The organism is Candidatus Poriferisocius sp., assembly GCF_965219775.1.
Classification (GTDB): domain Bacteria; phylum Actinomycetota; class Acidimicrobiia; order Acidimicrobiales; family Bin134; genus Poriferisocius.
Map to the genome: position 1 here is coordinate 3114050 of NZ_OZ244793.1, position 24592 is coordinate 3138641.

The 24592-nt window shown below is 68.4% G+C and carries 18 protein-coding genes; 13 read left to right on the forward strand and 5 right to left on the reverse strand.

The features are described from left to right. The first annotated feature begins 15 nt into the window (after nt 1-15). From ACOQPQ_RS14100 to ACOQPQ_RS14110, 3 genes are read left to right on the forward strand one after another with little or no spacing between them, the layout of a single operon-like run. Entirely contained in the window at nt 16-888 is an 873-nt protein-coding gene (locus ACOQPQ_RS14100) for an LLM class F420-dependent oxidoreductase (RefSeq protein WP_420640046.1), read from the forward strand. 43 nt (nt 889-931) lie between these two features. Then, nucleotides 932-2074 carry a sulfotransferase family protein gene (locus ACOQPQ_RS14105; protein ID WP_420640047.1) on the forward strand — a complete coding sequence of 381 codons (1143 nt, stop codon included), beginning with the start codon at nt 932-934 and terminating at the stop codon, nt 2072-2074. A gap of 34 nt (nt 2075-2108) precedes the next feature. Then, nucleotides 2109-3167 (forward strand): DUF1214 domain-containing protein, encoded by a 1059-nt coding sequence (locus ACOQPQ_RS14110; protein ID WP_420640048.1) that lies wholly within the window; start codon nt 2109-2111, stop codon nt 3165-3167. Between the two features lie 47 nt (nt 3168-3214). Here the strand turns inward: ACOQPQ_RS14110 and ACOQPQ_RS14115 are convergent, their stop codons facing one another. After that, the gene (locus ACOQPQ_RS14115; protein WP_420640049.1) at nt 3215-4150 is read right to left on the reverse strand and encodes an SDR family oxidoreductase; all 936 of its coding nucleotides are present in this window, start codon (nt 4148-4150) and stop codon (nt 3215-3217) included. Between the two features lie 43 nt (nt 4151-4193). After that, nucleotides 4194-5066 (reverse strand): LLM class F420-dependent oxidoreductase, encoded by an 873-nt coding sequence (locus ACOQPQ_RS14120; protein WP_420640050.1) that lies wholly within the window; start codon nt 5064-5066, stop codon nt 4194-4196. Between the two features lie 135 nt (nt 5067-5201). Between ACOQPQ_RS14120 and ACOQPQ_RS14125 the strand changes: the two genes are divergently transcribed. From ACOQPQ_RS14125 to ACOQPQ_RS14135, 3 genes are read left to right on the forward strand one after another with little or no spacing between them, the layout of a single operon-like run. Continuing rightward, nucleotides 5202-5999: an enoyl-CoA hydratase/isomerase family protein gene (locus ACOQPQ_RS14125; protein ID WP_420640051.1), complete on the forward strand. Its 798-nt coding sequence runs from the start codon at nt 5202-5204 to the stop codon at nt 5997-5999. Continuing rightward, on the forward strand, nt 5996-8398 hold the full coding sequence (locus ACOQPQ_RS14130) for a CoA transferase (protein WP_420640052.1): 2403 nt from the start codon (nt 5996-5998) through the stop codon (nt 8396-8398). The genes ACOQPQ_RS14125 and ACOQPQ_RS14130 overlap by 4 nt, the downstream gene beginning before the upstream one ends. Nucleotides 8399-8441: 43 nt before the next feature. Next, nucleotides 8442-9563, forward strand: a complete 1122-nt coding sequence (locus ACOQPQ_RS14135; protein WP_420640053.1) for an NAD-dependent epimerase/dehydratase family protein — start codon at nt 8442-8444, stop codon at nt 9561-9563. 26 nt (nt 9564-9589) lie between these two features. On the opposite strand, the gene ACOQPQ_RS14140 is transcribed toward ACOQPQ_RS14135, so the two are convergent. Then, nucleotides 9590-10516 carry a TauD/TfdA dioxygenase family protein gene (locus ACOQPQ_RS14140; protein ID WP_420640054.1) on the reverse strand — a complete coding sequence of 309 codons (927 nt, stop codon included), beginning with the start codon at nt 10514-10516 and terminating at the stop codon, nt 9590-9592. A gap of 49 nt (nt 10517-10565) precedes the next feature. Here ACOQPQ_RS14140 and ACOQPQ_RS14145 point away from each other — a divergent pair, with 49 nt between their 5' ends. Continuing rightward, nucleotides 10566-11429, forward strand: coding sequence for an SMP-30/gluconolactonase/LRE family protein (locus tag ACOQPQ_RS14145; RefSeq protein ID WP_420640055.1), 864 nt, complete (start codon nt 10566-10568; stop codon nt 11427-11429). A gap of 116 nt (nt 11430-11545) precedes the next feature. Here ACOQPQ_RS14145 and ACOQPQ_RS14150 read toward each other — a convergent pair whose 3' ends face one another. Continuing rightward, entirely contained in the window at nt 11546-12295 is a 750-nt protein-coding gene (locus ACOQPQ_RS14150; protein WP_420640056.1) for a metallophosphoesterase family protein, read from the reverse strand. Between the two features lie 146 nt (nt 12296-12441). On the opposite strand from ACOQPQ_RS14150, the gene ACOQPQ_RS14155 reads away from it, so the two are divergent. Continuing rightward, entirely contained in the window at nt 12442-13356 is a 915-nt protein-coding gene (locus ACOQPQ_RS14155; protein ID WP_420640057.1) for an SDR family NAD(P)-dependent oxidoreductase, read from the forward strand. Between the two features lie 18 nt (nt 13357-13374). Here ACOQPQ_RS14155 and ACOQPQ_RS14160 read toward each other — a convergent pair whose 3' ends face one another. After that, nucleotides 13375-13806 carry a Zn-ribbon domain-containing OB-fold protein gene (locus ACOQPQ_RS14160; protein ID WP_420640058.1) on the reverse strand — a complete coding sequence of 144 codons (432 nt, stop codon included), beginning with the start codon at nt 13804-13806 and terminating at the stop codon, nt 13375-13377. Between the two features lie 210 nt (nt 13807-14016). Between ACOQPQ_RS14160 and ACOQPQ_RS14165 the strand changes: the two genes are divergently transcribed. The 5 genes from ACOQPQ_RS14165 to ACOQPQ_RS14185 all read left to right on the forward strand — a co-directional run bounded on the left by ACOQPQ_RS14165 (nt 14017) and on the right by ACOQPQ_RS14185 (nt 24549). Then, complete coding sequence (locus tag ACOQPQ_RS14165) at nt 14017-16458, forward strand: GcvT family protein (RefSeq protein WP_420640059.1); 2442 nt, start codon at nt 14017-14019, stop codon at nt 16456-16458. Between the two features lie 18 nt (nt 16459-16476). After that, a complete protein-coding gene (locus ACOQPQ_RS14170; RefSeq protein ID WP_420640060.1) occupies nt 16477-18909 on the forward strand; it encodes an FAD-dependent oxidoreductase in 2433 nt (810 codons plus the stop codon). Between the two features lie 40 nt (nt 18910-18949). After that, the gene (locus tag ACOQPQ_RS14175) at nt 18950-20479 is read left to right on the forward strand and encodes a trimethylamine methyltransferase family protein (RefSeq protein ID WP_420640061.1); all 1530 of its coding nucleotides are present in this window, start codon (nt 18950-18952) and stop codon (nt 20477-20479) included. A 1361-nt stretch (nt 20480-21840) separates the two neighbouring features. Then, entirely contained in the window at nt 21841-23142 is a 1302-nt protein-coding gene (locus ACOQPQ_RS14180) for an acyl-CoA dehydrogenase family protein (protein ID WP_420640062.1), read from the forward strand. An 84-nt stretch (nt 23143-23226) separates the two neighbouring features. Further along, the gene (locus ACOQPQ_RS14185; protein ID WP_420640063.1) at nt 23227-24549 is read left to right on the forward strand and encodes an ATP-binding protein; all 1323 of its coding nucleotides are present in this window, start codon (nt 23227-23229) and stop codon (nt 24547-24549) included. The last annotated feature ends 43 nt before the right edge of the window (nt 24550-24592 follow it).

Consider the following 24592-nt stretch of genomic DNA (forward strand, 5'->3'; position numbering starts at 1 on the left):
CTACGCTGGCCGGCCATGAAGTTCGGAATCGGTTTTGCCAACATTCTCCACTGGACCGGCCCCGACGGCGCCGTGGAGTTCGCCCAGGGAGCCGAGGCCGCCGGGTTCGACTCCATCTGGACGGTGGAGCACGTGGTGTATCCCGATGCGTACGCCTCGGTGTACCCCTACGACCCCACCGGTCGGATGCCGATGACCCCCGACACGCCGCTACCCGATCCGCTGATCTGGCTCACGTGGGTGGCGGCTGCCACCAGCACTTTGCGACTGGGTACCGGCATCTTGATCTTGCCCCAGCGCAACCCGGTGGTGTTGGCCAAGGCCCTCGGCACGCTGGACTCCCTGTCGGGGGGACGGGTCAGCCTGGGCGTGGGCGTGGGGTGGCTGAAGGAGGAGTTCAACGCGCTGGGCATCCCCTGGGAAGGGCGGGGCCGGCGCACCGACGACTACATCGGGGCCATGCGGGCGCTGTGGGACGGCGACAGTGCCTCGTACACCAGTGAGCACGCCTCCTTCTCCGGGGTGAGTTTGAACCCCAAGCCGGTCAACGGCCGGGTGCCCATCGTGATCGGCGGCCACTCCCTGGCCGCGGCCCGCCGGGCCGGGCGGCTGGGCGACGGCTTTTGGCCCGGCCCCCGGGAGGGAGTCTCCATCGCCGATCTGATCGACGTGATGCGCCAGGAGGCGGCCGCCGCCGACCGGGATCCCGAGAGCATCGAGATCACCGTGGGATTGCCCAACACCCCCATGGACGACCCGGCCGGGCTGGTGCAAGAGGTGGAAGACTTGGGGGCCCACCGCTTGATCGTGCCCTCGTTCTTGTTCTTGGCCGACACCGCCGAGTCGATGGCCGCCTTCGGCGCCCAGCTCCAGGCCGCAGCCCGGTAGCACCGCTCCACCAGGATCCGACCGGGATACCGAGGACGGCGCCGTGATCGACATCGACCAGCTCCACGCCGCCGCCGTGGAACGCTCGGGCCTTCACGACTTCGGCGACGGCCACTACCGCGAGGGTCTCGGCGTGCTGGTGGAATCACTGGAAGCCGAGGCCGCCATGACCGACATGGGCCGCTTCGCCATCACCGAAATCATGATCGGGGCGTTGGTGGGCCGCCTGCACGCCGAAGCCGGGCTCAAGGCCCGACCGGAAGCGGCCCACACCCCCATCGAGCGACCGTTGGTCATCATCGGGCTGCCCCGCACCGGCACCACCGCCCTGCACCAGCTCATGGCGGCCTCCCCCCACTTTCAGGGCTTGGAGCTGTGGCTGGCCGAGGCACCTCAGCCCCGTCCACCCCGCACCCAGTGGGATCAACGTCCGGATTTCACCGCCAGCAAGGCCAGGACCGACGCCGTCGCCGAGATGGATCCCGACCGGGCCGCCATTCATCTCCAGTCGGCCGAGTTGGTGGACGAATGCTGGAACCTGTTCCGCCAGTCGTTTGCCAGCGTGACCTTCGAGTGCCTGTTCCGCATCCCCACCTACGCGGCCTGGTGGGCGGGCTGCGACATGGATCCGGCCTATGAGCAGCACCGCCGCAGCATCGGACTCATCGGCGTCGACGAGCCCGACACCGGCTGGGTGCTGAAGGATCCCAGCCACCTGTTCGCTCCCGAGGCGCTGTTCGCCACCTACCCCGACGCCAACGTGGTGATGACCCACCGCGACCCGCTGAAGGCGGTGGCCTCGGTGTGCAGCCTGACTGCCGTGAGTCGCCAGGGCTTCGAGCAGCACCCCGACAACCTGGCCCACGGTGCCGAGCAAACCGAATTGTGGGCCCGGGGTATCGAGCGGATGCTGGACGCCCGCACCGGCCGGGAGGATCGGTTCTACGACCTGCACTTCGCCGACTTCCAGGCCGACCCCCTCGGTAGCGTGGCCGCCATCTGCGACCACTTCGGCTACCGGTTCGACACCGACGCCGAGCGAGCGGTGGCCCGCTGGGCCGCCGACCACCCCAAGGGCGAGCACGGGGTACACGATTACCACCCCGAGCACTACGGGCTGCGGGCGGAGGCGGTCTACGAGCGGTACGCCCGCTACATCGAGGCCTGCGAGGTGGCGGTGACATGACATTGGGGGCCGGACGGGCCAAGGGTGGGCGGCCATGAGCCAGATCGACTGGGCCGGAACCTGGAACCAACTTTGCGATGCCCTGCGCGACGCCGGTCACAAGGTGCTGGAGGCCGCTCCCGACGACGACTTCGACCGGGCCGAAGGGCTGCGTTACGTGACCCGCGTAGCCGCCAATTTCCTGCGGGCCAACCTGGAGGAGGCCGACCCGGCCCGGGCCGTCCTCAACCAGTCGGGGGTCAAGATCGGCCTCGACAACCCCGACTACGTGTACGGCGGCGCCCGGCTGTCGCCCCGCTTCGACTACCGGTTGCGGGGCCGCCTGAACGACGCCCATTCCATCCGCATGGGCGCCTTCAGCGGAGGACTGGGCACGCCGGGGGGCCTGGTGAGGGACAGCTACCTGACCACCGACGACATCGAGATGGACGAGGACGGCGGGTTCGAGGTAGCCATCAGCGCCGAGCCCCGGCCCGGCGCGTGGCTGGCCATGAGCGAGGGCACCAACTCGCTGACCATCCGCCAAACCCTGTTGGACCGGCCCCGCCAGACCCCGGCCGCCCTCACCCTGGAGCGGACCGACGGCGGCAGCCCTCCCCAGCCGGTGGACCCCGAGCGGCTGGCCGGTGCGCTCGGACGGGCCGGCTTCACCGTGGCCGCGGTGGTGGACCAGTTCCTGGGGTGGACGGCCGCCTTCGCCGCGCACCCCCACCGGATTCGGCCCATCGACCCGGAGCTGTTGGCCTTCGCCCAGGGAGACCCCGACACCTCGTACAACTACGGCTACTTCGACCTGGCGGCCGACGAGGCCTGGATCATCGAGTTCGAGCCCCCCGAGTGCGAGTACTGGAACATCCAGTTGGGCAACCACTGGCTGGAGTCCCTGGATTTCGAGCACTACCGGACCAGCATCAACCACCACACCGCCGTCGTGGAGGACGACGGCACCATTCGAGTGGTGGTGGCGCACCGCGACCCGGGCCATCCCAACTGGCTGGACACCGCGGGCCACACCCGCGGCGGCCTGGCCCTGCGCTGGGTCGGCGCCGAGACCGACCCCGCCGTCTCCTGCCGCCTGGAGGTAATCCCCTAACCCTGTTGCCTCCGGCGGGTCGGCGGGGGGGAGGGGATTGGTTCTCCTCAGATCTCCCTTTCGGGGCGGCCGGGGCCGCCGGCGGGTTTGCCGCTCATGTCGGCGTTCAGTTCGGCTCGGGACATGAGGTCGGCCACTACCGGTCCGAGGGTGGTGGGGTCCTGCGACTCCAACGGCACCACCGGCCCTTGACGCCAGCCCTCGGCGATGGCCAGCGAGCCGTAGCCCACCTGCCACACCCGTCCGGTCACCTTGGCGGCGGCCGGGCTGCACAACCACGTGACGATGGGGGCGATCCACCGGGGAGACATGGCCTCCTTGGCGTCCTCGGTGATGTCGCCGCCGCCCATCAGGGGGGCGGTCAGCCGGGTGTAGGCGCTGGGGGCGATGCAGTTCACCGTGATCCCGTAGCGGACCAACTCCATGGCCGAGATCACCGTGAAGGCGGCGATACCCGCCTTGGCCGCTCCGTAGTTGGTCTGGCCCACGTTGCCGAAGATGCCCGACGGCGAAGCGGTGTTGATGATCCGGGCATCGAAGGTCTGCCCGGCCTTGGTCTGTTCCCGCCACCAGGCGGCGGCGTGGTGGACGGGGGCGAAGGTGCCCTTGAGGTGGACCTGCACCACCGCATCCCAGTCGTCCTCGCTCATGGAGAACACCATCCGGTCGCGCAGGATGCCGGCGTTGTTGATGAGGATGTCCAGGGTGCCGAAGGTGTCGATGGCCTGGTGGACCATGGCCTTGGCGGCGTCGAAGTCGCTGACGTCGGCGCCGTTCACCACCGCCTCGCCCCCCATGGCCCGAATCTCCTCGACCACCTCGCCGGCGGGCCCGGCGTCACCGCCGCGACCGTCCGGGTCGGCCCCCAAGTCGTTCACCACGACCTTGGCCCCGTGTTCGGCCAGCATCAGGGCGTATTCCCGACCGATGCCCCGTCCGGCACCGGTGACCACCGCCACCCTTCCTTCACACAGCTTGCTCATATCGCCAGACCCCTCGTGCCGTCGTTCCTGTCCTGCCGCCGAACTATAGGAGCGCCTCGGCCAGGGTTCGCCATTGGGCCAGGGGCAGCTCGCCGCGAGGGGCCAGCACCTGCACCGCCACATGGTCGGCCCCGGCATCGTGGTGGGCGGCGATGCGGGAGGTCACCGCATCCAGGTCTCCCCAGGCCACGATGGCGTCCACCAGGCGGTCGGACTGCTGGGCAACATCCTCCTCGGTGAAGCCCAGCCGGAGGAGGTTGTTCACGTAGTTGGGCAGGTCCAGGTAGAACGCCATGTTCTCCCGGGCCAGCGCCCGGGCCGCCGCGGGATCGGTCTCCAGGCAGACCTTCTGTTCGGGGGCCAACAGGGCGTCGGGCCCCATGATCTCACGGGCGGTGGCGGTGTGCTCGGGGGGCACGAAGTAGGGGTGGGCCCCGGCGGTGCGCTCCGCGGCCAACGCCAGCATCCTGGGTCCCAGCGCGGCCAACACCGTGGGCGGGTCCTCGTCGGGGCCGGCGGCCATGTACATGGCCCCGTCCATGGCGTCGAGATACTCCATCATGTAGGAGTAGGGCTTGGAGTAGTCGAGTTTGCGGATGCCCTCCACCAGGGGGCCGTGGCTGACGCCGATCCCCAAGAGGAACCGATTGTCGTACGCCTCGGCCAGCGTCTTCTGGGCGGCTGCGGTGGTCATGGGGTGGCGGGCGTGGATCTGGGCGATGCCGGTGGCGATCTTCAGCGTGGTGGTGGCCCCCAGCATGACCGAGGCCGACACGAAGGGGTCGCGGCCCACCGCCTCGGGAATCCACACCGTGGGCCAGCCCATCTCCTCCAGTTCGGCGACGACCTCCCGCACCCGACCCGACGGCTGCTGGTCGAGCACCCCCTGCCACAATCCGATCCTGCCGATGTCCATGGCCTGCCCCGCTTTCCTCAACGTCGTGAGCACCGTGCTCCGGGCCGGATGGTAACCCCGCCCCGCAAGGGGGTCGCATCCGGCGACACGCGGCCCGGCGGGAAGGCAAGTGGGCCGGGGTGGCGCGGCACTACGATGCGAGCCGTGCCCAGCTATCAGAACTTGCTGTACGAGGAGGCCGACGGGGTGGCGGTGGTCACGCTGAACCGGCCCGAGCGGCTCAACGCCATGGACAACACCTCCTGTGAGGAGCTGCGAGCGCTGTGGGCCCACCTCCGCTACCACGACGACGTGCGCTGCGTGATCCTCACCGCCGCAGGGGAGCGGGCGTTCAGCACCGGCGTGGACATCGGCGGGTCGTGGAAGCAGCCGGCCTCGCCGTTCATGGTGGACGACCCCATCTCCGCGGTCGGCCCCAAGTCCAACGACTACTGGCGACCGGTGATTGCCGCGGTCAACGGCATGGCCGCTGCAGGCGCCTTCTACCTGCTGGGCGAGGTGGAGTTCATCATCGCCGCCGACCACGCCACCTTCTTCGACCCCCATGTGAGCCACGGCATGCCCGCGGTCAACGAGCCCATGTTCATGCTCCAGCGCATGCCGTTGGGCGAGGTCATGCGCATGTCGCTGCTGGGCCGCCACGAGCGCATGTCGGCCCAGCGGGCCTTCCAGATCGGGCTGGTGCAGGAGGTGGTGCCCGCCGCCGAGCTGATGGACGCGGCCCGCTGGAGCGCCGAGGCCATCGCCTCGGCCCCCGAGCGGCTGGCCGTGGAGGCCACCATGAGAGGGTTGTGGACCGCCCAATCCACCACGCTGGCCAACGCCATGAACAGCGGGGTGGCCTTCCTCAGCTTGGCCGGGGCCGTGGAGGAGATCACCGAGAAGGCCCGGGGCATCAAGGAACAAACCCGCATCGAGCCCCGCATCCGATGAGCGCCGACGTGGGGGCCGCCGGCGCCCCGCATCCGATGAGCGCCGACGACGCCGAGGCCGCCGGGGCGCTGGCCGGATTGCGGGTGGTGGACCACACCGACATGCGGGGAGCCCTGTGCGGCCGGCTGCTGGGCGACCTGGGGGCCGAGGTGATCCGGGTGCCGCCGGTGCCCGACGCCGACGGCTTCGCCCACGCCCACCGCAACGCCAACAAGCTGGCGGGCGACCCCGGTACGTGGGAGTCGCTGGTGGCCGACACCGACCTGCTCATCGACAACACGGGACTGAACCTGGCCGAGCTTACCGGTCGTCATCCGACGTTGGTGGTGGTGGCCCTGACCGACATGGGCCTCACCGGTCCCCGCTCGGGGTGGCGGCTGGAGCCGCTGGCGGCCTTCGCCTCCTCCGGGGCGCAGTACCTGTCGGGGTTTCGCGACAAGTCCCCCTGCTGGCACCCCGGTTACCTGGCCCATGACTGCGCGTCGGTGCTCGGTGCCGTCGGCGGGTTGGCCGCGGTGATGGACCGGCGCCGCCACGGTCATGGCCAGGTCGTGGAGATCAGCGCGCAAGAGGCCGCCCTGGGCGGGCTGAACCCGTGGTCGGTGCTCATCCCCGGCTACCAGCGCCACTTTCCCGAACTGCCCGCCGAGGGGCGGCGCAACGCCGATGGCAACTACTGGGTCTTCCCGGCTCGTGACGGCTGGGTCCGCACGGTGATCGGCACCACCTACCAGTGGCACGGATTCGTGAGGGTGCTGGGCAGCCCGGAGACCCTCACCGGACCGGAGTGGGACGACGGCGTGTTCCGGGGCCGCAACCGCGACGTGATCCACATGGTGGCCGACGAGATCCTGTCGCAGCGGGATCGGGCCGAGTGGTTCGAGCTCGGCTTGGCGGCGGGCACCACCATCGGGGTGATCCAGTCGCCCCGGGAGTTCGCCGCCCATCCGCAGGTGGTCGGTCGGGGGTTCTTCCGCCACGACGTGGCCGGGTCCGAGGGGCTGCCGATGCCCGACGCCCCGTGGAAGCTGTCGGGGACCCCGGCCGGGGTGCGCCGGCGAGCCCCGGCGGCCCCAGACGATCCGGCCCGGTTCCGCCCCCGGCCCGACGATCACCGGTGGGGGGCCGCCGCCCTCAACGCCGCGGCCCCCGCCTCATCGGGCGCCGACGTCTCGGCCACCGGATCCGGGGCGGTGAACGGCAGCCCGGACGACGAGGGCCTCCTGTTGGCCGGTGTGCGGGTGGTGGAGTTCGGCATGGCTGCGGTGGTGCCCGAAGCCACCTGGATGCTGTCGGAGCTGGGGGCCGACGTGATCAAGATCGAGTCCACCGTCCACCCCGACTCGTTGCGCCTGGCCGGTCGGGGAGACCTGAACAAGGCCTTCCCGTTCAACGCCGAGAGCCGGGGGCGGCGGTCGGTGGCGCTGGATCTGACCACCGAGCGGGGCCGCGAGCTGGCTCTCGGGCTGTTCATGGCCGCCGACGTGGTGGCCGAGAACATGCGGGGCGGATCCCTGGACAAGCTCGGCCTGGGATGGGACGACATGTCGGCCATGCGGTCCGACCTGGTGTACGTGTGCTCCCAGGGCTACGGACGCGGGGGACCGATGGGCAAGATGCCCGCCTACGGGCCGCTGAACGCCGGCTTCGCCGGGGCCCATTGGCTGTGGAACCACCCGGATGTGCCCTACCCGTGCAGCACGTCGTTGAACCATCCCGATCACATCGCCGGCAAGTTGCTGGCCGTGGCCGTGTTGGCCGCCCTCGACCACAAGCAGCGCACCGGGGAGGGCCAGCTCATCGACATGGCCCAAACCGAGGCCGCCGCCTACCTGATCGGCGAGGTCTACCTGGCGGCCGCCGACGCCGGTGCCGATCCCCTGCCCACCGGCAACCGTTCGGACACCATTGCCCCCCACGACGTGTACCGGGCCGACGGCGACGACGAGTGGGTGGCGGTGGTGTGCGGCGACGACCAGTCGTGGCAGCGGTGCTGCGAACTCATCGGGGTGGACAACCGCTGGCCCTCCACCGCCGACCGACTGGCCGACGTGGCCGGGGTGGATGCCGTAGTGGCGGCCTGGGTGGCCGACGGTCCCGCCGGCGACCGGGCCGAGCGGCTGCAGGCCGCCGGGGTGTCGGCCATGGCGGTGATGGGACCCCGCGATCATCTGGACGACGAGCACCTGGCCGCCCGGGGCGCCCTCGACGTGCTGGAGCACCCGGTGGCGGGCACCGAGACCCACGTGGCCAACGCCATCCGGTTCAGCCGCACCGCCAAGCGCACCGCGGGCCCGTCCCCGTGTCTGGGGGCCGATACCGTGGCGGTGCTGGGCGAGGTCTTCGGCTTGGCCCCCGACGAGGTGGAGGCCCTGGCCGAGGCCGGGGTGTGCCGCTGAGCAGAACAACGCTGAGCAGAACGAGACAGCAGGAGGAACCGCGGTGAGGGTGTTGGTGATGGGTGGCAGCCAGTTCAACGGCTACGCGCTGGTGCACGAGTTGGTCAGGGGCGGTCACGAGGTCGCGGTGTTGAACCGGGGCCGCACCGAGGTGGACTTTCCCCGGTCGGTACGCCGACTGGTGGCCGACCGCACCGACCACGACCAGGTGCGGGCCGTGCTCGCCGACGAGGCCTTCGACGTGGTCCAGGACATGAGCGCCTACCACCCCGCCGACGTGGAGTTGATGGTCGAGCTGTTCGAAGGGCGCATCGGACACTACATCTTCGCCTCGTCCACCGTGATCTACGCCCCCAGCGACATCCTGCCCATCACCGAGGACCATCCCACCGACCGCGGCCCCCACCAGAACGAGTACGGGCTGCACAAGCTGCTGTGCGAGGACGTCCTCATCGACGCCTGGCGACGCCGGGGTTTCCCGGCCACCATCGTCCCCTTCTCCATGGTGTTCGGCCCCCGCAACATCCTGGCCGACCGGGAGCAGCGGATGATCCTGCGGCTGCTGCGGGGCCGACCCGTGTTGGTTCCCGGCGACGGCACCACCCTGGGCCAGGTGGGTCACGTGGACGATCAGGCCCGAGCGCTGCGCATGATGATGCTCCAGCCCCAGACTTTCGGGAAGCGCTACAACCTCACCGGAGGCAGCTACTACTCCGATGAGGGCTACGTGGACACCTTTGCCCAGGTGTTGGGGGTGGAGCCCGACAAGGTGTTCATCCCCGCCCCGGTGATGGACGACCTGTGGGACGGGGCGGTGGTGCTCGAGCCGGGCCGGGCCACACCCGTCAAGATCGACATCCGCAGCAGCGGCGCCGCCCGGGACGACGCCCAGGCTGCCCGACGCAAGTTCATGCTGGCCCAGCTCGTGCAGCGGCTCGGCCCCAACCTGCACCGCTGGAACCGCAGCGTGGTGTTCTCCATCGACAAGCTCCGCGCCGACATCGGCTGGGCGCCGGAGTACACCCTGGCCGCCATGGTGGACCACGTGTACCGGTGGATGGTGGCCGAGGGGCTGGACCGCAGCCTGGACTTGGACTTCAGCTTCGAGGATCAGATCCTGGCCTACGTGCGGGACGTCGACCGCGAGGCGCGCGCCCCCCAATAGCCGATGCCGATGGCCAACACAGCCCCCTACGGGATGGCGGCGGCGTTCTTGGGTCGGTAGGGCACGGAGGGGTCGAAGAAGGGACGGTCGCCGTCAACCGTGCAGCGGCGCACCTCCCGGACCTGCGGGAAGTGGTCGGACACGCCCCGGTGGTTGGTGGATCGCTCGTCCCAGATGGCCAAGTCTCCTTCCGACCACGACCAGCGGCAGGCAAAGCGGGGTTGGTCGATGTGGTCGGTCAGGAAGCCCAGCAGGGCCGCGCTCTCCGCTTCGGTCATCCCCACCACGTACTGCTGGAAGTTGGTGGCCAGATACAACGCCCGCCGCCCGGTTTCGGGGTGGGTGCGCACCAACGGGTGATTCACGCCGGGGTACGCCTCTCGCAACAAGGGCACCAGGTCCCAACTCCCGGATTTCTCGGCCATGCCCCTGCAGAACTGGGGATAGTTGGAATGATGCACCTCCAGCCCGTCGATCATGGCCCGCATGGAGGCCGACAGGGCGTCGTAGGCCGAGGTGATGCTGCACCACATGGTGTCCCCCCCGTAGGGGGGCGCCACCACCGACTGCAGCAGGGCCACCTTGGGGGGCACCTCGATCCAGGTCACATCGGTATGCCAGTTGTCGGTGGCCGGGAAACTGTCGGCGTCATCACGGATCACCGAGGTGCTCGGCTCGGTGGCCCCCAACACCGCCGACAGCGGGTAGATGCTGGGCTGACCCCAGCGGGAGGCCAGCTCCAGTTGGGCGTCGGCGCTCATCGGCACGTTGCGAAAGAAGATCACCTCGTGACGCAGGAGGGCCTGGTGGACCTCGGCAAACTCCCGGTCGCTCAGTTCGCCGCGGGGATCCACTCCGGTGATCACCGCGCCCAGGGCCCCGCCGATGCGGGTCACCTCGATGGTCTCGTAGGACTCCTCGGCGTCGAGGCTGGGGGCAAGGGTCAGGCTCATGGGGCTATTGTGCCATCCCGATCGCACCTCGGGTATCAGGAGGCCGAAAATGCAGACCATTCTGGAGGGGCTCAACTTCTCCGAGGGACCCCGGTGGCACGACGGCGCGCTGTGGTTCTCCGACATGCACGCCCACCGGGTGGTCCGCACCGACCTCCACGGCAACGCCGAGACCGTCGCGGTGGTGGACTGGGATGATCCGTCGGGTCTGGGTTGGCTGCCCGACGGTCGCCTGCTGGTGGTGGCCATGTCCACGCAGAAGCTGCTGCGGCAAGAGCCGGACGGTTCGATGGTCGAGCACGCCGACTTGTCGCCGTTGGCCATCGGCGACATCAACGACATGATCGTGCGGTCCGACGGCACCGCCTACATCGGCGACATGGGATTCCGCATTCACAACGGGGGCGAGCGGCGCACCGCCCAGACGCTGATGGTGTCCCCCGACGGCGTGGCGAGCGTGGGTGCGGGCGGGCTGGAGGCCCCCAACGGCCACATCCTCACCCCGGACGAGTCCACGCTGATCGTGGCCGAGAGTTCGGCCTACCGCCTGACCGCCTTCGACGTGGCCGCCGATGGTTCCCTGTCCAACCGGCGGACCTACGCCGAGTTGGTGCCGGAATCGGATGCCGTGGCGGTGGCCCCGCCCGACGGCATCTGCCTGGATGCGCAGGGCGCGGTCTGGGTGGCCGACCCCGTGGGGCGACGGGTGTTTCGGGTGCTGCCCGGCGGTGAGGTGACCGACTCCTACGACATGGCCCCCAAGATGCCGGTGGCCTGCGTGCTGGGGGGCGAGGATCGGCGCACGCTGCTCATCTGTGCCGCCGACGACTGGAAGCGAGAGGTGGTGACCGCCTCGGCCAGCGGCGCCATCTACGCCACCGAGGCCGCTGTGGCCGGCGCAGGCAAACCCTGACCGACCACCCCTCGGCCGGGTAGCCCCCGAAGCGGGCGATCGCCGGCGGCCCCACCCATCGGTCGGGTTGCCCCTGAAGTGTGACGCTCGCCGACGACGCCACTCCGGCCGGTCGATCAGCGACCGTTGCCCACGAACCTCGGGAGTTCGCGCAGGGTGACCGAGACGCCGCGGTCCGGGTCGAGGTTGACCAGCACCACGGCGGGCTCACCTTCCAGCGACTCGGCGGTGGCCCCGGAGTAGGCCACCATCGACGGCGCGGCGCGGACGACCATGTGGCGGTGGATGTGGCCGAGGGCCACGTAGTCCCAGTCCACGGCGTCGAGGTGGCGGGGATAGATGGGCGACGACCGGGACGTGGGCGTGTCGTCGTCCATGACCAGTCCGTGGCCCAGGGCCACGCACCAGCCGCGTCGGGGTCGCTCGGGGAGTCCTTCGAGGGGTAGGAAACCGGGGTGGTGGTCGTCCATGGACTTTCCCCACAAGGTGAGGTCCAGATCCTCCAGGTGAATGGATGTGCCCTCCAGGGTGTCGAGAACGCTCACGGGCAGATGCTCGATGCGAGGTCGAAATCGGTGGAGCACCGACGACTCCGGGTGGGCGTCGTGGTTGCCGCCGATCATCACCGCCGGGCACGGGAGCCGCCCCAGTTGGGCGGCGGCCCAGTCCAGCACGTCGTCGCCCACCCGGTTGTGGTCGAACAGATCGCCCGGGATCACCACCAGGTCCACATCCTCGGCGATGGCCAGATCCATCGCGGCCGAGAAAGCGGCCTCCTGGCGGCGGGCGGGCGAGGTGCCCAGATGGCAGTCGGAGGTGTGCAGCAGCGACAGGGCTCGGCGTGGGGGGTGGGTTGTGGCGGTCACCAGGTCGGTCCCTCGCACCTCAGCGGACGTAGGATCGCCCATCATCCCATACCCTGGGCGTCGACCGGGGATCGAAACACCCTGTGGGTTCGAGCGGTCGCCCGGGGGGGGACCGTGGACAATCGAGCAGAACCGAGGAGGACGTGATGGCCGATCGGGCGTGTGAAGGCAAGGTGGCGCTGGTCACCGGGGCCAGCAAGGGGGGCACGGGCACGGCCATCGCGCTGCGTTTGGCCGCCGAGGGTGCCCGGGTGGCCATCACCGCTCGTGACGAGCAGGGCCTGGCCACCACCAAGGAGCGCATCGAGTCGTTCGGAGGGGAGTGTCTGGTGCTGCCTTCCGACCTGAGCGATCCGGCCGGGGCCCGCTCCGAGTTGGTGCCCAAGACGGTGGAGGCGTTCGGCCCCATCGACATCCTGGTCAACAACGCGGCGATGAACGGCTACCACCCGTTCGAGGAGGTCACCCCCAAGCAGCTCGAGCGGAGCCTGCAGGTGAACCTCTGGGCACCCTGGGAGCTGATGAAGGCGGTGGTCGGACCGATGCGAGAGCGGGGCCGCGGCGCCATCTTGAACCTCACCACTTTCTCCGCCGAGCTGCCACCCGGCCCGCCGTTTCCCACCAGCAGGCCCTCCAAGGCCGGTTTCGTCTACGGGGCGCCCAAAGCCGCGCTGAACAAGCTCACCGTGTCGGCGGCCAGCGAGTGCGAGGGCCAGGGGGTGGCGGTGAACGCCCTCACCCCCCAGGCGGCCATCGCCACCCCGGCGCTGGTGGCAGGGGGATGGATCGACGAGGAGATGTTCGAGCCGCTGGAGACCATGGCCGAGGCCGCCTTGGCCCTCGTCACCGGCGACCCCGGCGTGCTCACCGGTCGGATCGCCTTCAGTCTGCAGCTCCTGGTGGAACTGGACCGCCCGGTGCGGGACCTGATGGGTGAGGAGCTCGTGGAAGGCTGGCAGCCGGCGGACATTCCCCCGGTCATCGCCCGACAAGAGGCCAACATGGCCGCACGAGGCTGGCCCGACGCCTTCACCTTCGGCCGTGTCCACAGCCCGCGGTGAGCGTTGCCCACGCCGGGCCTATGCCGGGCGCCAGGCCAGGAGCGCGAAGGGGCCTTCGTCGTCGAGGTGATCCTCGAAGGCCACCGCGATGGGCTGTCCGGCGGTGGGCTCGTCGCGGCCCAGCCAGGCCGCGGGCAGGCACAGGTCGTCCTGCTCGTCGAGGCGACCCAGCACCACCGTGTAGGGCGAGGTGAAGCCGGGGAGGAACGCGTGGTGGTTGACCACCCAACTCTCCACCGTGGCCCGGCCGGACAGCGGGGTCCAGTCGAACTCGAATGAGGCGCAGCGCCCGCACATGGCCCGGGGCGGCCACCGCCAGGTTCCGCACCGTCGGCAGCGTTGCAGTTCGAACTGGTGGCGGTTGACGCGTTCCCACCAAGGGGCCGAGTCCCGCTCCGGGTAGGGCCGGGGCTTGGGGGGCGGCTGGGCCCGGTGGTCGGCAGCATTCATGATGGATTCCGGCCCCAGATTGCCACACACCGGCGGCAATCGGGTGGGCGTGAAGTGGGGTGCGTGTGTCCGTCACCCGTGCTAATCTTCGGCGCTGGCCCACCGGTCAATCCGCTGGCCAGATGGCAGCGTCGGATCATCCCGTGCCCTGGAGCACAGCGACCAGGGCACTCGTCAAATTGCAGCACGGGAGCGGCCTTATGAGGCGGGATGGCTGAGTTCAGCGACCGGGCCCAAGTGGTGATCGTGGGGGGCGGCATCGTCGGCTGTTCCATCGCCTACCACCTCACCCGCCGGGGCGTGACCGACGTGCTGCTGCTCGAGCAGGGCCAGCTCACCAGCGGCACCACCTGGCACGCCGCCGGGCTGGTCAGCCAGCTCAAGTCCAACCACAGCCTCACCCGATTGGCCACCTACTCGGCCCGACTCTTCGAGGAGTTGGAGGCCGAAACCGGCCAGGCCACCGGCTACCGCACCCCCGGCTCCATCTCGGTGGCCGCCGACCCCGAGCGTTGGGAGGAGTTGTTGCGGGGCATGTCCATGGCCCGAACCGTGGGGGTGGACATCCGCGAGATGGAACTCGACGAAGCCCTCGAGCGATGCCCGCTGCTCAACATCGACGACTTGGTGGGGGCGCTGTTCATCCCCCAGGACGGCGTGACCTCCCCGGTGGACACCACCATGGCCCTGGCCAAGGGCGCCCGGGCCCGGGGAGCCCGCATCGTCCAGGGGACGGCGGTGACGGGAGTGGTGGTGCGCGACGGTCGGGCCGTGGGCGTGGACACCGAAGCCGGCCGGATCGAGGCCGAGACGGTGGTGCTGGCCGCGGGCATGTGGACCCGGCACCTGGCCGCCACCGCCGGGATCAGCGTGCCGGTGCAGGCTTGCGAGCACTTCTACATCGTCACCGAGGCCATCGAGGGGGTGCGGCCCGACATGCCCACCGTGCGCGACCCCTCCAACTACACCTACTTCAAGGAGGAGACCGGCAAGGTCATGGCCGGATTCTTCGAGCCCCGCGGCAAGGTGTGGAACCTGGACGGCGTGCCCCGTGACCTCCAGTTCAAGACCCTCCCCGAGGACTGGGACCACGTGGGCCCCGTCTTCGAGCGGGCCGTCCACCGCATGCCGGTGCTGGGTGAGGCCGGGCTGCAACTCTTCTTCAACGGCCCCGAGGCCTTCACCCCCGACGGGGTGTACTACCTGGGCGAGTCCCCCGAGGTGGACCGCTGCTTTGTGGCCGCCGGGTTCAACTCCGTGGGCATCCAGTCGGCGGGCGGGGTGGGCTGGGCCCTGGCCGACTGGATTGTCGACGACCACCCCCCCATGGACCTCTCGGCGGTGGACATCCGCCGCGCCTTCCCCTTTCAGAGCGAAGCCGCCTATCTGGACGCCCGCATCCCCGAGAGTCTGGGGCTGCTCTACGCCATGCACTGGCCGTTTCGCCAGTACGAGACGGCCCGCGACTTCCGCTTGTCGCCGCTGCACAGCCGCATCGACGCCGCCGGGGCCGTGTTCGGGGAGGTAGGCGGATGGGAACGCCCCAACTGGTTCGCCGAGCCCGGACAGGAGCGGGAGTACCGCTATAGCTGGGGCCCGCAGAACTGGTTCAAGGCCGCCCGGTTGGAGTGCGAGGCGGTGCGCAACGCGGTGGGGCTGTTCGACCAGACCTCGTTCGCCAAGTTCACCGTCGAGGGCCCCGACGCCCCCGCGGTGCTCAACCGGGTGTGCGCCAACGAGGTGGACGTGCCGGTGGGCCGGGCGGTGTACACCCAGTGGCTCAACGACCACGGCGGCATCGAGGCCGACCTCACCGTCACCCGTCGTGGCGAGCACTCCTATTGGGTGGTCACCTCGGCCGGTTCGGCGGTGCGCGACTGGGCCTGGTTGCGGCGGGCCGCCCGTGGCCACGACGTGGCCATGTGTGACGTCACCGACCGCTACGCCGTGCTGGGGCTGATGGGGCCCAACGCCCGGTTGGTGCTCGGCGAGCGCTGCGACGCCGATTTGGGCAACGACGGCTTCCCCTTCGGCACCGCCCAGGATCTGTCGGTGGCGGGTGTGGACGTGCTGGCCCTGCGCATGACCTACGTGGGCGAACTGGGCTGGGAACTCTACGTGCCCGCCGACCACGCAGGGGCCCTGTACGACGCCCTGGTGGAGGCGGGCGCCCCCCACGGGCTGCGCCCCGCGGGCTACCACGCCATGAACTCGCTGCGCATGGAGGCGGGCTACTGCCATTGGGGCCACGACATCACCGACGAGGACACCCCCCTGGAGGCCGGGCTGGGCTTCGCGGTGGCCTGGGACAAGGCGGGCGGCTTTCGGGGCCAGTCGGCGTTGGCCGCTCAGCGGGAAGCCCCCCGCACCAAGCGCCTGGTGAAGTTCCGTCTGGACGACCCCGAATGGCTGCTGTACCACGACGAGCCCATCTACCGCGACGGCGAGATGGTGGGCCGCACCAGCAGCGGCATGTGGAGCTACACCGAGGAGCGGGCGTTGGCCATGGGCTATGTGAACGGCACCGAGGGGGTGACCAAGGACTGGCTGGAATCGGGCCGATTCGAGATCGAGGTGGCGGGCCGCCCGATGGCCGCCACCTCGTCGTTGCGCTCGTTCTACGACCCCCGCAAAGAGCGGGTCCGGCTCTAGGTAAACGGACTACCGGCAGTGCGCGACGAAGCCCGGGTGGTGATCATCGGCGGGGGGGCCATGGGGGCCGGGCTGTTCTACCACCTGGCCCACGAGGGTTGGACCGACACCGTGCTGGTGGAGAAGGGGGAGCTGTGTTCGGGCTCTACCTGGCATGCGGCGGGGCTGGTGCCCCACTTCATCGGCAGCCTCAACATGGCCAAGTGCCACGCGGTGGCCCCCGATCTCTACGCCCGCATCGAGGCCGAAACCGGGCTGGCCAGCGGCTGGCACCCCACCGGGGCCATCCGGCTTGCCCTCGACCGTCACCAGGCCGACTGGTTCCGCTACGTCAGCGGGATGCTCGATCTCGTCGGCGTCGAGAACCACCTGATCGCCCCCGAGGAGATTCTCGACCATTGGCCGTTCATGGACGTGTCCGACGTGGTGCTGGGCTGCTGGACCCCCAACGACGGCTGGACCGACCCGTCCAGCGTCACCCAGGCCATGGTCAAGGGCGCCCGGCAACTGGGCGGCGAGGTCCACCGCAACACGCTGGTCACCGCCATGAGCCAACTCCCCGACCACCGTTGGGAGGTGATCTGCGACACCGGTGGCCAGACCCATCGCATCGTCGCCGAGCACGTGGTGAACGCCGCGGGCTGCTACGCCCCCCAGCTCGGTGCCATGGTGGGGCTGGACGTGCCCATCGTGTCGGTCATCCACCAGTACCTCATCACCGAGCCGATGGAGGAGATGAAGGCCCTGGGCGACTTTGACCCGCCGGTGATCCGCGACCCCCGGGCCTCGGCCTACTACCGGCGGGAGATCGACTCGCTGCTGGTCGGCCCCTACGAGCGGGCCGACGCCCAGACCTACGGCGTGGACGGCATCGACTGGGACAAGCACTTCTACTTGACCCCGCCCGACCTCGACCGCCTGATGCCCTGGCTGATCGAGGCGGGCGATCGGATCCCCGCCTTCGCCGATGCGGGCATCAAGACGGTGGTGAGCGGGCCCATCACCCACACCCCCGACTCCGGCTACCTCATGGGCCCGGCCCCAGGGCTCCGCAACTACTGGTTGTGTGCCGGGGCGTCCATCGGCATAACCCAGGGACCGGGCGCGGGCAAGTACCTGGCCCAGTGGATGGTGCACGGCCAAACGGAGATCAACGTGGCCGAGATGGACCCCCGCCGATTCGGCGACCACTGCGGTCCGACGGGCCGCTACGCCATCGAGAAGGCCATCGACGAGTTCCACGAGATGTACGCCACCCGCCTGCCCGGCGAGCAGCGTTTCGCCGGACGCCCCCAGAAGACCGATCCCGTCTACGACCGGCTCGACGCCCAGGGCGCCCAGTGGATGGAGATTTTCGGGTGGGAGCGGCCGCAGTACTACGGCGAGCCCGAGGACCACACCTTCCGGCGTTCCAACGCTTTCGACATCGTGGGCGCCGAGTGCCGGGGCACCCGGGAGCGGGCGGGCATCGCCGATCTCACCGCCTTCTCCAAGTTCGAGGTGACCGGCGCCGACGCCGGGGCCCTGCTCGACCGCCTGACCGCCAACAAGATGCCCACCGCCGACGGGGGGATGCGGCTCACCCACTTCCTGACCACCCTCGGCGGCATCGAGGCCGAGATGACCATCACCCGGCTGGCCCCCGACCGCTTCTATCTCAACTCGGCCATCACCGCGCAGTTCCACGACCGCGACTGGCTGGCCCATCACGTGGCCCCCGGCGAGGAGGTGACCGTGGTGGACCGCACCGACGACATGGGCATCCTGGCCGTGTCGGGCCCCCGGTCCCGCCGGATCCTGGCCTCGCTCACCGACGCCGATCTGCACAGCCCGGCATTCCGGTGGCTCACCGGTCGTCACATCGAGGTGGCCGGGGTGCCGTGTCTGGCCCTGCGGGTGTCGTACGTGGGGGAGTTGGGCTGGGAACTGCACCACCTCATGGAGCACACCGCCGCGCTGTACGACGCCCTGGTGGCCGCAGGCGAACCCGAGGGCATGGTCCACTATGGCGCCTACGCCATGAACACCATGCGCATCGAGAAGGCCTACAAGGCCATGGGCTTCGAGCTGACCACCGAGATCACCCCGGTGGAGGCCGACCTGGGCCGATTCGTGGACTGGTCGGGTACCTTCCAGGGCAAGGCGGCCGCCGAGGCCCGCAGGGCGCAGGGAGACGACCTCGAGATGATCCTCGTGTACTGCGAGGTGGACGCCGACGACAACGACTGCCGGGGCAACGAGCCGGTGTACGACGGCGACGATCTGATCGGGCTGACCACGTCGGGAACGTGGGGTCACACCACCGGACGCAGCCTGGCCTTTGCCTACGTCAAACCGACGCATCGGCAGCCGGGCACCCGCTTCGACGTGCAGCTTCTCGGCGACCGCCGCCCGGCGGTGGTGCTGAGCGGCCCGGCGTACGACCCTGACAACGAGAAGCCGAGGGCCTAGGTGAGGGCCTTGGGTTCCGCTAGCGAATCGAGGGCATGACATGGCGAGGCGAGCGGGGGGACGGGCGGCCCGAGTGGCGATGCGGGAGGCGCCACCCACCGCGGAGGCCCGGGCGGTGTGGCCGGGCATGGTCGGCGGGGCCTATCGGCCCCTGTCCGACGGGCAGTGCGACGACGTGTTCGAGGCGGCGTTGGGACTGTTGGCCGAGCTGGGCATGGGCCAGGCCACCCCCGAGATCATCGAGGCGGTCACCGCCCACGGGGGCCACATGGGCGACGACGATCGCCTGCGGTTCCCGGCCGACCTCGTCCGGCGGGTGGTGGACGGGGCCTGCCGGGACTTCACCCTCCACGGCTTCGACCCCGACCGGGGGGTGGAGATCGGGGGCAACCGGGTGCACTTCTGCACCAGCGGGGCCGCGGTGATGATGCTCGACCACCGGACCAAGCAGTTCCGCCCCAGCACGCTGGCCGACCTCTACGACGTGGCCCGGGTGGTGGACACCCTCGACAACATCCACGTGTTCGTGCGCACGGTGGTGGCCCGCGACATGGACACCGCCCGGGAGGTGGACGTCAACACCGCCTTCGCCAGCCTGGTGGGCACCACCAAACCGCTGGGCACCTCCATGTTCCACCCCGATCACGTCCACGAGGTGGTGGACCTGTTCGACATGGCGTTGGGCGGCGAGGGGGAGTTTGCCCGTCGCCCGTTCTGCATCGCCAACAACACCTTCGTGGTGCCCCCCCTGCGCTTCGCCGAGGAGTCGGCGCTCAGCCTGATCGAGCAGGCCCGCCGGGGCATGCCCATCAACCTGCTGTCGGCCGGGCAGGCCGGGGCCACCTCACCGGCGGCGCTGGCGGGCTCGTTGGTGCAGGCCCTGGCCGAATGCCTGGCCGGGCTGGTGGCCGTGAACCTGGTGGTGCCCGGCCATCCCTGCGTGCTGGGCATGTGGCCGTTCGTGTCCGATTTGCGCACCGGGGCCATGAGCGGGGGCAGCGGCGAGGAGGCGGTGATCAACGCGGCCGCCGCCCAGGTGGTGAACCACCTGGGGTTGCCGTCCGGGGTGGCCGCCGGCATGGCCGATGCCAAGCTGCCCGACAACCAGGCGGGCCACGAGAAGGCCAACGCCATCACGCTGGCCGCCAACGCCGGGGCCAACATGATCAACGAGTCGGCGGGGATGCTGGCCAGCATCATGGCCTGTTCGCTGGAGGCCCTGGTGATCGACAACGACATGCTGGGCGCCATCAACCGCACGGTGCGGGGCATCGAGATCACCCCGGAGTCGCTGTCGACGCAGGCCATCGCCGAGGTGGTGCAGGGCGAGGGCCACTTTCTCGGCCACCCGCAGACCCTGTCGCTGATGCAGACCGAGTACGTCTATCCGCTGATCGGCAACCGCCTCAGCCCCGACGACTGGGTGGACGCCGGGGCCCGAGCCATGGAAGACGTGGCCCACGACTACGTGACCGAGGTGCTCGCTCGCCCCCGGCCCCAACACCTGCCCCCCGAAGCCGACGCCCGCATCCGCCAAGCCTTCCCCATCCACCTGCATCCCTTGCACTGATCACCCGCGGCTGCGCTATGCGGCGACCGCAATAGTGCGACCTCAGCGTCCCAGGTGGTTGGGCCCCGGCCGGTAAAGGAATGTACCCGAGCAGTAGTGGTCCCATTGGTACACATATTCGGTGTACAAGAACGCTGCTCCTTCGGAAAGAACCACCCAGTTGTCACTGTAGTAATACCAGTCATGGCCACCCGCTGATGAGCACCATTCTGGCAAGTTAGAGATGAGGCAGACTCTGGTTGATGAGTAGAGATGAGGAGATCCGCTTGGCGACCACTTCCATCTGTTGCAGTATTTGCCAGGAGAAGGTGGGACTGTCTTGGCTGATTCAGGTCTCGTCACTCGAACATGACCCAGATCAAACCGAGCTACATTGTCAGGGCTGCCAGGTCGGCCAGGGTCGACCTCCATCTCTCCTTCGGAGGGAGAGTACCGTAAGTCACCATGTTCGAATCGGGTCACATGCTCAGGATTGCCTGGCCGGTCTTCCTGTGCAGTACCGGACACCCCAGCGGTCAGTACTGAAGTTACTGCAACAACAGCGAGAAAAACCACTCTCAATATCAGCGGCCTATGTGTGTTGACTCTCGCCGGTAGAAGTTCTCACCGAGGCAATAGTGATCCCACTGATAATTGATATTTTCTGTGTAATAGAACACATAGTTTCCAGATGTAACGGTCCAGCTATCACTGTAGGTGTGCAGGTCATAGCCTCCTGACCAACCACCGAGTGGAATACAGAAGCGGGGGTAATTTTCTATCACACAGTGTCTGGTCGCTGAGTACGAGTGAGGAGTGCCTCCCGAGGACCATCTCCACTGACCGCATTTCTTAGTTGCTGCGGGTGGGGGCTCCCATTGCTGTCCATTCATTGGTGCTATTCCAGGAGCAAACTGATGCGAAAGATTCTCCCCTGGCATTACACTTAGCGAACCCTTTTGAGTCCTAGCAACTTCCAAGGGATCTCCTGGTCTTCCAGTTACTGAAGACTCTTGAAGAAGTTGATGTGCTGCCAGGGCTTCAGCAGGTAGTTGGTAGACCTGAAGTGCATTTGCTACTGCAGTGTTGGCCACCAACAGTGCAGTCAATACAACTGTGATCATACATATACTCTTGATAGCTTTCATTGGTATCATGTCAATATTGCTCCTCTTGCTTTTGCTCTGTGGCCATTACATTGTGCTCCAAAGACTGGTTAGCTAGGCCAACTAGCTCGCTAATGTCATCCGACATATTACAGAAAAAGGGTTGCAGGGTCAATCTACATTAGGAAAATATTGTGAGCGGCTGGTTATACAAATGCTGCAACATAGCATGAAAGGGCATTCGACACACTTGGATCTGGCCGGTAGGGTCGGAGGATGGCCTGGGATTTTTCGACCGACCCTGAGTTTCAAGACCACCTCGACTGGCTGAGCGAGCTGATGCGCACCGAGGTGGAGCCGCTCGACCACTACTTCCGGGGCCGGTCCCCGTTCGACAAGACCGATGAGGAGGTGCAGACTCACCTGCGCCGCCTCCAGGACAAGGTCAAGGACCGGGGGCTGTGGGCCTGTCACCTGAAGCCCGAGATGGGGGGCATGGGATTCGGCCAGGTGAAGCTGGCCCTCATGAACGAGATCCTGGGCCGCTCCACCTTCGGCCCCTCGGTGTTCGGCAGCCAAGCCCCCGATTCGGGCAACGCCGAGATTCTTGCCCACTACGGCAACGACGAGCAGAAGGAGCGGTACCTCAAGCCGCTGCTCGCCGGGGAGATCTCCACCTGCTACTCCATGACGGAGCCCCAAGGGGGGTCCGACCCCAACCACTTCACCTGCACGGCCCATCGCGACGGGGACGAGTGGGTGATCAACGGTGAGAAGTGGTTCGCCTCCAACTATCCCCGCGCCGAGTTCCTCATCGTGATGGTGATCACCAATCCCGACGTGTCGGTGTACCGGGGATCGTCGATGATGTTGGTGCCCCACGACGCCCCCGGCTTGGAACTGGTGCGCAACGTGGGCATGGGAGGCGAGCGGATCAACCACGGGTCCCACAGTTATCTGCGGTTCAACGAGTGCCGGATTCCGGCCGAGAACCTGATGGGCGAGGAGGGGGCCGGGTTCAAGATCGCCCAGACCCGCCTCGGCGGGGGACGGGTGCATCACGCCATGCGCTCGGTGGGCACGGCCCGCAAGGCGTTCGACATGATGTGCGAGCGGGCCCTCAGCCGGGAGACCAAGGGCACGCTGCTGGCCGAGAAGCAGGCGGTGCAGCACATGATCGCCGACTCGTGGATCCAGATCGAGCAGTTCCGGCTGCAGGTGCTGCACGCCGCCTGGCAGATCGACCAGTCCGACACCTCCAAGGCCCGGCTCTACATTGCCGGGGTGAAGGTGGCAACCCCCCGGGTGCTGATGGACGTGATCTTCCGGTCGATGCAGATTCACGGGTCCCTCGGCATGTCCAACGAGACGCCGTTGGCCAACATGTGGATGATGGCCCCCAGCTTCGGGGTGGCCGACGGCCCCACCGAAGTCCACAAGGACACCATCGCCAAGCAGGTGCTGAAGGACTACCGCCCCTCAGAGGGCCTGTTCCCCTCCGAGCACCTGCCTTCCCGCATCGAATGGGCCCGCCAAGTCATGGCCGAACGCATCGAACACGAACTCATGAACTCCTAGAGGGGGTTCAGCCCCCGCCGCTGCGACCCTCCAGCACCTCGATATGCCAATATATTGGCACATCATTAGCCAATATATTGGCACATGGAGGTGCGCGTGAATCTGGGGCATGGCCGCGAGTACGTGCCGCGGCTGCTCGACACAAAGCTGCAAGCGGCACTGGCGTACTCGCCGGCGATCGTCATTGAGGGTCCGCGGGGGTGCGGAAAGACCACAACGGGGGGTCAGGCCGCGTCGTCGCTCTTGGCGATGGACGAGGTTGAGGTGGCCGACGCGGCGGCGGGCGCGCTGCGGGGCTTGTTGGACCGGGAGCCACCGTTGTTGATCGATGAGTGGCAGGTTGCCCCGTCCCTGTGGAACGCAGTTCGCAGGGAGTGTGATCGCCGTGGTGGCGCTCCTGGCCAGTTCATTCTCACCGGCTCCTCCACCCTGCCCGACAATCCCATCCGTCATTCGGGGGCTGGTCGCCTCACGCCGCTGCGTTTGCGAACGTTCTCCTTGTACGAGAGTGGACCCTCCAACGGTGCGGTCTCGTTGGGTGCCCTGCTACGCGGGGAAGCGGTGGATGCCGCCGCAGAAGCGTCCCTGTCGAGGCAGGATCTCTCCGAGATCATCTGTCGAGGAGGCTGGCCCGCTTCGAGAAGTATGCCGCTGGAGCAGTCGTTGCAGTTCGTGGAGTCGTACGTGAACGCGATGTGTGGCATCGACATCCGACGCAGTACCGACACCCCCCCGTTCCGGAGCACCGAGACGGCTCGGCGAGTGTTGCGATCCTTGGCCCGCAACATCGGCACGACCGCATCGGTGAGTGCATTGGCCCTCGACACGGCCGAAGGCGAAACGACTCCCCATGTGAGCCGTAGGACGCTGCCCGCCTACTTGGAGGCCTTTGAGAGGGTCTTCCTGCGTGAGGACTGCCGGCCGTGGGGCTTTCAGCCGGCCGCCAAGCAGGTCATGCGAGTCAGGCCGAAGCGCTACTTGGCCGATCCGTCGGTGGCTACCGCAGCTTTGCGGGTGGGGCCTCGCCGCTTGCTAGAGGAAACCGTCTACATGGGCAGTGCCTTCGAGTCACTGGCCATACGCGACCTGAAGGCCTATGCCGATGCGAATGATGCCGAGGTCTACTACTACGCCGAAAGCGGGTTTGAGGTGGACGCGGTGGTGGAGAACCGAGACGGGGATTGGGTGGCCTTCGAGATCAAGTTGACCTGCAACGACGCCACCCTGGCCAAGTCCAAGAGGGCGCTGAACAAGCTCGCCCAACGCGCCCAGGAGGCGCGCAAGCAGCCACCGGCCAAGCTGGTCGCGCTGTTCGGCGTGAACGCCCCCGACGAGCACACCGGCCTCCGCATCGCCCGCGAGGAAGACGGAGTAGCCATCGTCCCCCTAGCCACCCTCGGCCCGTGACCTAGAGGGAGCCGTGGCAGCGGGAGGCATTTCTGATGTCAGT

Excerpts from the sequence above, each read along its gene's own strand:
- ACOQPQ_RS14100 (WP_420640046.1), top strand. The coding sequence starts at position 16 with ATGAAGTTCGGAATCGGTTTTGCCAACATTCTCCACTGGACCGGCCCC.
- ACOQPQ_RS14110 (WP_420640048.1), top strand. The coding sequence starts at position 2,109 with ATGAGCCAGATCGACTGGGCCGGAACCTGGAACCAACTTTGCGATGCC.
- ACOQPQ_RS14115 (WP_420640049.1), bottom strand. The coding sequence starts at position 4,150 with ATGAGCAAGCTGTGTGAAGGAAGGGTGGCGGTGGTCACCGGTGCCGGA.
- ACOQPQ_RS14120 (WP_420640050.1), bottom strand. The coding sequence starts at position 5,066 with ATGGACATCGGCAGGATCGGATTGTGGCAGGGGGTGCTCGACCAGCAG.
- ACOQPQ_RS14125 (WP_420640051.1), top strand. The coding sequence starts at position 5,202 with ATGCGAGCCGTGCCCAGCTATCAGAACTTGCTGTACGAGGAGGCCGAC.
- ACOQPQ_RS14130 (WP_420640052.1), top strand. The coding sequence starts at position 5,996 with ATGAGCGCCGACGTGGGGGCCGCCGGCGCCCCGCATCCGATGAGCGCC.
- ACOQPQ_RS14140 (WP_420640054.1), bottom strand. The coding sequence starts at position 10,516 with ATGAGCCTGACCCTTGCCCCCAGCCTCGACGCCGAGGAGTCCTACGAG.
- ACOQPQ_RS14145 (WP_420640055.1), top strand. The coding sequence starts at position 10,566 with ATGCAGACCATTCTGGAGGGGCTCAACTTCTCCGAGGGACCCCGGTGG.
- ACOQPQ_RS14155 (WP_420640057.1), top strand. The coding sequence starts at position 12,442 with ATGGCCGATCGGGCGTGTGAAGGCAAGGTGGCGCTGGTCACCGGGGCC.
- ACOQPQ_RS14160 (WP_420640058.1), bottom strand. The coding sequence starts at position 13,806 with ATGAATGCTGCCGACCACCGGGCCCAGCCGCCCCCCAAGCCCCGGCCC.
- ACOQPQ_RS14165 (WP_420640059.1), top strand. The coding sequence starts at position 14,017 with ATGGCTGAGTTCAGCGACCGGGCCCAAGTGGTGATCGTGGGGGGCGGC.
- ACOQPQ_RS14175 (WP_420640061.1), top strand. The coding sequence starts at position 18,950 with ATGGCGAGGCGAGCGGGGGGACGGGCGGCCCGAGTGGCGATGCGGGAG.
- ACOQPQ_RS14180 (WP_420640062.1), top strand. The coding sequence starts at position 21,841 with ATGGCCTGGGATTTTTCGACCGACCCTGAGTTTCAAGACCACCTCGAC.
- ACOQPQ_RS14185 (WP_420640063.1), top strand. The coding sequence starts at position 23,227 with ATGGAGGTGCGCGTGAATCTGGGGCATGGCCGCGAGTACGTGCCGCGG.